This window comes from Leifsonia sp. PARNA 1/14, assembly GCF_055720965.1.
This window is the reverse complement of record NZ_JBVQSP010000004.1, coordinates 420,170-428,955: the sequence shown is the minus strand read 5'-3', so window position 1 is coordinate 428,955 and position 8,786 is coordinate 420,170. Positions and strand designations below refer to the sequence as shown.

The 8,786-nt window shown below is 71.2% G+C and carries 8 protein-coding genes; 5 read left to right on the top strand and 3 right to left on the bottom strand.

Going from position 1 to position 8,786, the window contains the following annotated elements:
• Positions 1-114: 114 nt before the first annotated feature.
• Entirely contained in the window at positions 115-1,071 is a 957-nt protein-coding gene (locus AC0HS0_RS13655) for a GlxA family transcriptional regulator (protein WP_472964587.1), read from the bottom strand.
• A 160-nt stretch (positions 1,072-1,231) separates the two neighbouring features.
• Between AC0HS0_RS13655 and AC0HS0_RS13650 the strand changes: the two genes are divergently transcribed.
• A complete protein-coding gene (locus tag AC0HS0_RS13650) occupies positions 1,232-2,353 on the top strand; it encodes a hypothetical protein (protein ID WP_472964586.1) in 1,122 nt (373 codons plus the stop codon).
• A gap of 13 nt (positions 2,354-2,366) precedes the next feature.
• On the opposite strand, the gene AC0HS0_RS13645 is transcribed toward AC0HS0_RS13650, so the two are convergent.
• Positions 2,367-2,909, bottom strand: a complete 543-nt coding sequence (locus tag AC0HS0_RS13645; RefSeq protein WP_472964585.1) for a cysteine hydrolase family protein — start codon at positions 2,907-2,909, stop codon at positions 2,367-2,369.
• A 39-nt stretch (positions 2,910-2,948) separates the two neighbouring features.
• Here AC0HS0_RS13645 and AC0HS0_RS13640 point away from each other — a divergent pair, with 39 nt between their 5' ends.
• From AC0HS0_RS13640 to AC0HS0_RS13625, 4 genes are all read left to right on the top strand, one after another.
• Entirely contained in the window at positions 2,949-3,389 is a 441-nt protein-coding gene (locus AC0HS0_RS13640) for a (deoxy)nucleoside triphosphate pyrophosphohydrolase (protein ID WP_472964584.1), read from the top strand.
• Positions 3,386-4,420: a zinc-dependent alcohol dehydrogenase family protein gene (locus tag AC0HS0_RS13635; protein ID WP_472964583.1), complete on the top strand. Its 1,035-nt coding sequence runs from the start codon at positions 3,386-3,388 to the stop codon at positions 4,418-4,420. Before AC0HS0_RS13640 ends, AC0HS0_RS13635 begins: the two co-directional genes overlap by 4 nt.
• Positions 4,421-4,572: 152 nt before the next feature.
• Positions 4,573-5,178, top strand: a complete 606-nt coding sequence (locus AC0HS0_RS13630; RefSeq protein ID WP_472964582.1) for an HD domain-containing protein — start codon at positions 4,573-4,575, stop codon at positions 5,176-5,178.
• Between the two features lie 20 nt (positions 5,179-5,198).
• Positions 5,199-6,122 (top strand): 3-methyladenine DNA glycosylase, encoded by a 924-nt coding sequence (locus tag AC0HS0_RS13625; protein ID WP_472964581.1) that lies wholly within the window; start codon positions 5,199-5,201, stop codon positions 6,120-6,122.
• Here AC0HS0_RS13625 and AC0HS0_RS13620 read toward each other — a convergent pair.
• On the bottom strand, positions 6,119-8,662 hold the full coding sequence (locus tag AC0HS0_RS13620) for a penicillin-binding protein (RefSeq protein WP_472964580.1): 2,544 nt from the start codon (positions 8,660-8,662) through the stop codon (positions 6,119-6,121). The two genes, AC0HS0_RS13625 and AC0HS0_RS13620, sit on opposite strands and share 4 nt — an antisense overlap.
• Positions 8,663-8,786: the final 124 nt, after the last annotated feature.

The following is an 8,786-nucleotide window of genomic DNA, read 5'->3' as shown; positions in this document are numbered from 1 at the left end:
CTCGACTACAACACCCCAGCCCACGCACTGAACAGCCTCCTCACAGCCGCCTGATGCGTTGATTGCTTGACATTGACCGCCCCTATCGCCACATTCGGCCCAAATCTCAGCGGCTCAGTCGTCGGTGCCGGCGAAGGTGCGGCGGTACTCGCTCGGCGTCGTGCCGAGGATGCGCTGGAAGTGCAGGCGCAGGTTGGCGCCGGTGCCGAGGCCGACGTCGGCGGCGATCTGTTCGACGCTGCGCTCGGAGCGTTCCAGCAGCTCGCGGGCGACGTCGATGCGGGCGCGCATCACCCACTGCATGGGCGTGTACCCGGTGTCCTCCACGAACCGGCGGGAGAACGTGCGCGGTGAGACTGCGGCGCGCTGTGCGAGGAGGTCCAGCGAGAGCGGCTCGCCCAGCCGGTGCAGTGCCCACTCGCGCACCACGGCGAACCGCTCGCCGAGCGGTTCCGGGACGCTGCGCGGAACGTACTGCGCCTGGCCTCCACTGCGATACGGAGCGGCGACCAGGCGTCGCGCGGCATGGTTGGCGGCGGCGATGCCGAGATCGCCACGCAGGATGTGCAGGCACAGGTCGATGCCGCTGGCCGCACCCGCGGAGGTCAGCACGTCGCCCTCGTCGACGAACAGCACGTTCTCGTCGACCCGGATGAGCGGGTACCGCTGGGCGAGCGAGCGCGTGTAGTGCCAGTGGGTGGTGGCGCGCTTGCCGTCGAGGAGGCCGGTGGGCGCGAGCGCGAAGGCGCCGGTCGAGATCGCGGCGAGCCGGGCGCCGCGCGCGTGGGCGGCGAGCAGCGCCTCCACCACGGCGACCGGAGGATCGTCGCGGTCGGGATGCCGGTAGCCCGGAAGGAACACGATGTCCGCCCACTCCAGCGCCTCGAGGCCGTGCGCCACGTGGTAGGACAACCCGTCGCCTCCTGTGACCAGGCCCGGAGCAGCACCGCACACGCGCACTTCGTACGGCATGCTGGCGCGGGTGGTGAAGACCTGCGCCGGGATCCCGACGTCGAGGGGCTTCGCGCCCTCGAGCACGAGGACGGCGACGCGGTTCAGGCGGTCGGGCACGAGATCAGGCTAGCGGCGGGGCCGCGGCGCGTCCGCCACCGGCGCGTGGGCCGCTTGCGGTAGCGGAATCCGTGCAGGCCCGCACGGCCATGACGCGCTTACCCTGGAAGCTGTCAACGCCGACTCCCGACGCCGACGCCCGCACGATCGGAGCCGAATCATGGGATGGAGAATCAAGAACCTCACGACGGCGACCTCCGGAGCACCGCTGGCCGTCTACCAGCCGACGGCGTGGCTGTTCGCCCAGTTCACCCGACACGTGGTGTTCCAGGGCTACACCTCCACCAACGGGGGCGATGCGCAGCTGTACGAGCTGTACTGCAGCGAGAGCGACGACTGGAGCGTGAAGAACCTCGTGTCGGAGGCCGGCGGCTCGCCCGTGGGCACCAACGCGAACGGGTACATCTGGGCGCACCAGGGATCGCAGCACGTCGTGTACCAGGGGCTGCGGCTCGACGGCCGCGTGCACGAGCTCTGGTACACGGAGGACGACGGCTGGAACCACAACGACCTGACCTCCGCGGCCAGTGCGCCCCTCACGCTCTCCCAGCCGTTCGGGTACGAGACCTACTTCGACGGGGCACAGCGCGTGGTGTACCGCCGGCAGGGCGGCGGCGCCGTGCACGAATTGCGCAATGCAGGCAATGGCTGGCACGACGCCGACCTGACCACCGCGATCGGCGCACCACCGTGCTCCGCGACCTCCGCCCCCACCGGGTACTCGTTCGAGGATCAGAAGACGGCCCACGTGCTCTACCGTGCCGACCCCGGGCACATCATCGAACTATGGCAGGACGCGTCCGGCTGGCACTGGGGCGATCTGACAGCGGTCACCGGCGCCCCGATCTCCAGCGACGCCGAGACGGTGACGGGGTACATCTTCCGCGGCCAGGGCACTCAGCACGTCGACTACGTCGGCGGCGACGGCCACCTCCACGAGCTGTGGTGGGCGACCGATGGCTGGCACCACAACGACCTCACCGTGGCCGCCGGCGCCCCCCTCGCGTACACCACCACCAGCCCGGCGGGCTACGCGTTCGAGGCAGGGCTCTTCCAGCCCGTCGCGACCCAGCACGTGATCTTCACCGGGCACGACGAGATGGTGCACGAACTCTGGTGGCGGGAAGGGGCCTGGCACGACAACGACATCGGCGCGCTGGTCGGGGCGCCTCCGATCATCGGCGACCCCGTCGCGTTCGTGGAGGTCGACGAGGGCTCGCAGAACGTGTTCTATCTCAGTGACCTGCACCAGATCATCGAACTGCGGTGGACGGTGTCGTAGGGCGTCCGATCGGCTAGAGCCGCACCTCCGCCGCGGACGAGACCGCGAACTCCTGGCCCGGATAGCGCAGGCCCGAGAAGTAGCGGTTGGTGTGCGCGACGATCTGCTCGGCGGTGATCGTCACGCCCTCCCATTCGGCGTCGGTCGTCGTGTGCGCGTCGCCGACCAGCACGACGTCGTAGCCGCGGACGGCCGCGCTCTGCGTGGTCGTGCGGATGCAGAAGTCGCTCTGGGCTCCGGCGACGACGAGCCGGGTGGCGTCGAACGACTCCAGCACCTCGTCGAGGTCGGTGCCGGCGAACGCGTCCCGGTACTCCTTGCGGACCAGCGGCTCGCTCTTCGCCGGGACGAGACCGTCGGCGAGCTGCCACGGCGCGCTCTCCCACGGGAGGTCCTCCTCCTCGTGCTGCACCCAGACCACCGGCGTGCCCGCGGCGCGCGCGCGGTCGACGAGCGCGGCGGTCCGTTGCACGACACCGTCGGCGTCGGCGCAGCCGGGGAGCACCCCCTTCTGCAGGTCGATCACGAGCAGGACGGTCGGGTTCGTGTCGGTCACGGGACCATCCTCGCACCTGCGGCAGGGCAGGATGGGACCGTGCCGTCCTCCGCTCTCCCCGTCGTGGTCGTCGCCGCCGTGGTGGTGCGCGACGGTGCCGTGCTGGCCTGCCGCCGGGCGCCGCACAAGGACGCCGCGGGGCTCTGGGAGTTCCCCGGAGGCAAGGTGGAGGCCGGCGAGACTCCGCAGGAGGCGCTGGCCCGTGAGCTGCGCGAGGAGCTGGGTGTCGAAGCACGGGTCGGTGAGCTGCTCGACCGGACGGTGACCGGGCGCGTCGACCTCGCCTGCTACGCGGTGACGCTCGCCGGGCCGGCGCCGACGGCCTCCACCGATCACGATGCGTTGGAATGGCGACTGCCTGGTGCCCTCGGCGGGCTCGAGTGGGCGCCGGCGGACCGACCCGTGGTGGCGGTGCTCGCGGCGCTGCCGGGCGGGGAGTTGGCGGCCGCGGCCGGTTCGATCGACGGAGGGACACGATGAAAGCGCTGTACTACGAGACGTTCTCGGGGCCGGTCTCCGTCGCCGACCTGCCGACGCCGGACGTCCCGGACGGCGGCGCGCTCATTCGCGTGGGCGCCTCCGGTCTGTGCCGCAGCGACTGGCACGCCTGGGCGGGCCACGACGACACCGTGCACCTCCCCCACGTGCCCGGCCACGAGTTCGCCGGAGTCGTGGAGGCCGTCGGCGCCGGCGTCGAGCACTGGCGCCCGGGCGACCGCGTGACCGCGCCGTTCGTGAACGGGTGCGGGCGCTGCGAGTGGTGCCGCAGCGGTCAGGCCCAGGTGTGCCCGGACCAGACGCAGCCGGGCTTCACGCACTGGGGCTCGCACGCCGAGCTCGTCGCCGTGCGCGCCGCCGACCTCAATCTCGTGGCGCTGCCCGAGGGGCTCCCCGACGGCGCTGCGGCCGCGCTCGGCTGCCGGTTCGCCACCGCGTACCGTGCGCTGACGGCTCGCGCCCGCCTCCGGCCCGGCGAGTGGGTCGCGGTCTACGGCGCGGGCGGCGTCGGCCTGAGCGCCATCGCGATCGCGCGCGCTCTCGGCGCCCGGCCGATCGCGGTCGACCGCTCTCCTGCGGCTCTGAAGGCCGCGGCCCGGGTCGGGGCGGAGCACACCCTCCTGGCCGGGCCCGACGTCGCCGACGCCGTCGCCGAGCTGACGGCGGGCGGCGCCCAGGTCGCCGTCGACGCGGTCGGCTCGGCGTCGACCGCCGTGGCGGGGGTGCGATCGTTGCGCAGGCGCGGCCGCCACGTGCAGATCGGCTTGCTCGCCGGCGGGCTGCCCGTGCTGCCGCTCGACCGCGTGATCGCGTGGGAGCTCGACGTGCTCGGCAGCCACGGGATGGCCGCCGCCGACTACCCGGGGATGCTCGCGCTCGTCGCCTCAGGAGACCTGCGCCCCGACGAGCTCGTCGGCCGCACCGTCGGCCTGGCGGAGGCGGCGCGCCTCCTCCCGGCGACCGAGTCGGCGCCCTCCACCGGCATCACCGTGCTCGACCCGACCCTCCCGTAGCCGGCGAGATTTGCCGCAAATGTGGCGACAGTGCGCCTCTATCGCCGCATTTGCCGCAAATGCCGCTAATCCCGCGAGAGCGCGGGCCAAGTCGGCCGGAATTCGGCGGCGGGAGGCCGGATCTGCGCGGCGTGAGGCGTCAGGATGGTCGCATGCGCCTCGCCGACATCACCGCTCCCGACACCGCCGCCGCCCGCGCCGCGCTCGAGCTGGCCACCGAGTACCACACGCCGTCGCTCCTCAACCACGTGCTGCGGTCGTGGCTGTGGGCGGAGGGGTTCGCGACGCTCGAGGGCCTCCACGGCATCGACCGCGAGCTGCTGTACGTGTCCGCCGTGCTGCACGACATCGGCATCGTGCCCGCGTTCGACAACCACACCCTCGCCTACGAGGACGCCGGAGGTCACGTCGCCAAGGCGCTCACCGCCGGAGCAGGGTGGGGGCCCGAGCGGCGCACGCGAGCGCACGAGGTGATCGTGCGGCACAACTGGCCGGAGGTCGATCCCGCCCTCGACCCGGAGGGCCACCTCCTGGAGATCGCGACGGCGCTCGACATCTCCGGCGTGCGCCCCGACGCGCTGCCGCGGGAGTTCCTGCGAGAGGTCGTCACCGCCTTGCCACGACTCGACCTGGCCGCCGAGTTCACCGCCTGCGTCACCGACCAGGCGGAGCGCAAGCCCGACACGGCCGCGCAGCGCATCGTGGCGCGCGGCGTCGCCGGGAAGCTGCGCCGCAACCCGCTGGAGTCGCTCGGCTGACGGCCACGTATCGTCGACTGGTGACGATCTCCGCTCCCCGCGATCAGGCGCTGCCCGCCGAGGTGTGGCGCGCCCGCGCCGCGGCGCACGCCGAGCGCGCCGACGCACTCACGGCCGGGCACCGCGCCCGCGCGTCGCGTGGTGAGAAGCACCCGGTCGAGGACTTCCTCTTCACCTACTACTCGTACGCGCCCGCCGTGCTGCGGCGCTGGCACCCCGGTCCCGGCGTCGAGCTGCTGGAGGCGGCCGACGACCCACGCGCGTCCTGGCGCTGGTACACCGAAGGGTCGTCGCCCGGCTCCCTCGTCGTCGACCGCGCCGCGATGGAGGCCGAGAAAGCGCCCCTGCTGGCGACGATCGAACGCATCCTGCGATCGACCGCGGCGCGGCCGGGCCGGTTCGGGTGCTTCGGCCTCCACGAGTGGGCGATGGTGTACCGGCAGGGCGAGCACCGCCACGACGTGCCGCTGCGACTCGGCCAGGCGGCGACCGACGCCGTGGTGGAGGCCGGCGAGCTGCGCTGCACCCACATCGACGCGTTCCGGTTCTTCACGCCGGACGCCGTGCCGCTCAACCGGTTCGCGCCCACGCGCGAGACGCAGCCGGAACTGGAGCAGCCGGGCTGCCTCCACGCCGGCATGGACGTCTACAAGTGGGCGATGAAGCTCGGGCCGCTCGTTCCCGGCGAGCTGCTGCTCGATGCGTTCGTGCTCGCCCGCGACATCCGGCTGCTCGACATGCAGGCCTCCCCGTACGACATGCGTCCGTGGGGCGCGGAGCCGGTGCGCATCGAGACGGCAGAGGGCAAAGCCGAGTACGTGCGGCGCCAGCGCGCGTTCGCCGAGCGGTCGAACGCGCTGCGGGCGCAGGTGCTCGACGCCTGGCTGGGCGCGGCGGCCGAGGCTGCGCACGGCGGCACGGCCTCCAGGCGGGCTACTGCCTAGCCGCCGTTGCCCCCGCCGCCGGCACCGCCTCCGGTGCCGCCGCCTCCGGTGCCCCCACCTCCGGTTCCGCCCGTGCCGCCGCCCTTGCCGTTGCCGTTCGTCGGCTGCGGCGTCGGCGTGCTCGTCGACGGCCCCTGCGACGCTTGACCCGAGCTGACCTGAATGGTCACGCTCGATCCTCCGTCGACCGATGATCCGGCCGACGGGTCGGTGCCGGCGACGGTGCCCGCGGGCTGGTCGCTCGCGACCGGCGTCGGGTCGACGGTGACGGTGAGGCCGAGCGCCTGCAGCAGCTGGGTCGCCTGGTCCGGGGTCTTGCCCGAGACGTCAGGGACGGACACCTGGCTGCCGTACAGCACCGAGTCGTCCGGCTTCGGGAACGAGTCGCCGCCGTAGACGGCGTCGAGCGCCTTCAGGATCGGCTTGGCGATCGAGAACTTGACGTTGCCGCCGCCGATCCCGTCGAACTCGAGGCTGCGCAGGGGGGTCTGCCCGGACACGTTGCCCACCCAGGTCGCCTGCGCGACCTTCGTGGTGGAGGTGATCATCCAGTTCTGCAGCGAGTCGTCGGTCGTGCCGGTCTTGCCCATGATCGGGGTGCCGTCGTACGGGTTGGCGCTGGCCGCGGTGCCGCCTCCGCGCATGACGCCCTGGAGGGCGTAGGTGACGCCGGAGGCGATGTTCTTGGCCAGGCCCTGCGTGCAGGTCGAGGGGCTCACCTTGTGCGCGCTGCCGTCGGCGTTGATCACCTTGTCGATGGCGATCGGTGTGCAGACCGTGCCGCTGTCCGCGATGCCGGCGTACGCCGTGGCCATCGTCAGCGGCGCGATGTTGTTCGTGCCGAGGATCATCGACGGGTACGAGTTGAGCGTGCCTCCCGTCTTCGCCGTGTGGACGCCGAGGTTCTGCGCCGCCTTGAGGATCGAGCACAGGTCGGTCTTCGTCGCCATCATCGCGAACGCCGTGTTGACCGACTCCGCCGTCGCCGACATCACCGACAGCCTGCTTGCGGAGCCCTCGTCGTTGGACACCGGCCAGGGCGGCCCCGAGACGGGCCCGCAGCTGCTCGAGAAGTCCGACATCGGGAAGTTGTGCTGCGAGGCGTTGACGGTCTCGTAGAGACTGTGGCCGCCTTCGAGCCAACCGATCAGATCGAACGCCTTGAAGGTCGATCCGGTCTGGAAGCCCTCCGAGCCTCCGTACGCCTCGTCGGTGTTGTAGTTCACCGCCGTCGTGCCGTCCTGCGGCTGATCGGTGTTGTTGAAGGCGCGGTTCTGTACCATCGTGACGATCCGGCCGGTGCCGACCTCCACCGACACGTTGGAGGCGCCGAGGTCGATGTCGGTACGGGAGGCCGGGATGTACTTCGAGAGCGACTGCTGCGCCACGGTCTGGAGGTCGAGGTTGAGCGTCGTGTAGATCTTGAGCCCGCCGCGGTTCAGGGTGTCCCAGCGCTCGGTCGCGGTCTTGCCGTACGCGGCGTCGTTGAGGATGACGTCGCGGACGTAGTCGCAGAAGAACGCCGCGTTGTACTGGGAGGCGGAGGTGCACCCGGAGGTGGTCGGCGTGATCGCCGGCGTGATCGGGGTCTTCTTGGCGGCATCCCGGTCGGCCGCGGTGATCTTGTGGTTGACGTACATGCGGTCCAGCACGTAGTCGCGGCGAGCCTTGGTGAGCGCGTAGCCGTTGGCGGCGCCGTTGTCCTTGTTGTTCGGCTCGTCGATGCGCAGGTTGGACGGGTTGTTGACGATCGCGATGAGCGTCGCGGCCTGCGGCAGCGTGAGCTTGGCCGCGGTGTTGTTGAAGTAGTACTCGGAGGCGGCTTCGATGCCGTACACCTGGCCGCCGAAGCCGACGACGTTCAGGTAGCCGAGCAGGATGTCCTGCTTGCTGTACTTCTTCTCCAGCCCGACCGCGTAGCGCATCTCCTGCACCTTGCGCTGCAGCGTCACGCCCGCCGCGTCGTCGTAGCACGCCTGGATCTTCTTCTGGTCGGTCAGCACGGAGCACTTCTCGACCTCGACGTTCTTCACGTACTGCTGGGTGATCGACGATCCGCCCTGCACGTTGCCGCCGACCACGGTGGAGAGCGCGCCGCGCACGGTTCCGAAGACGTCGACCGCACCCTCCGAGTAGAAGCGCGGGTCCTCCGCGGAGGTGGTGGCGTCCTTGGCGACCTGTGCGACGTCGTTCCAGCCGACGTCGCGCCGGTTCTGCGCGTAGAACTGCGCGATCGGGATGTCGTTGCCGCCCTGCTTGGCGTACACCGTCGAGTTCTGCGCGAACTGCTGGATGTTCAGATCGGCGGGCAGCTTGTTGAAGTCGCTGACGCCTGCAGCCGCCGCGATGCCGGCTCCCAGGAAACCCGGAAGAAAGAACACGGCTGCGAGCACCGCGGCGACGACGGCGAGTGCGACGAACTGGAGGATCGCCCCGTTACGGGTGCGCGGAGTGCGCAGCTCGAAGCGCTTCAACGGCTCGAGACGCTCGTCGATCGCATGAAGGCGCGGGGAATTCTGGAATCTGTCCGGGATGGGCACGGGTCCACGCTTCCAGGGTCTGCTGTGCGGGCGGTTGGGACAAGGACAGTACCCCTTTGTGGATTTTCAGGAAGCGCGGCCGCCTTTCGATCGGTTGGTCCCGACGCGCCGTCTCGCGCGCGGC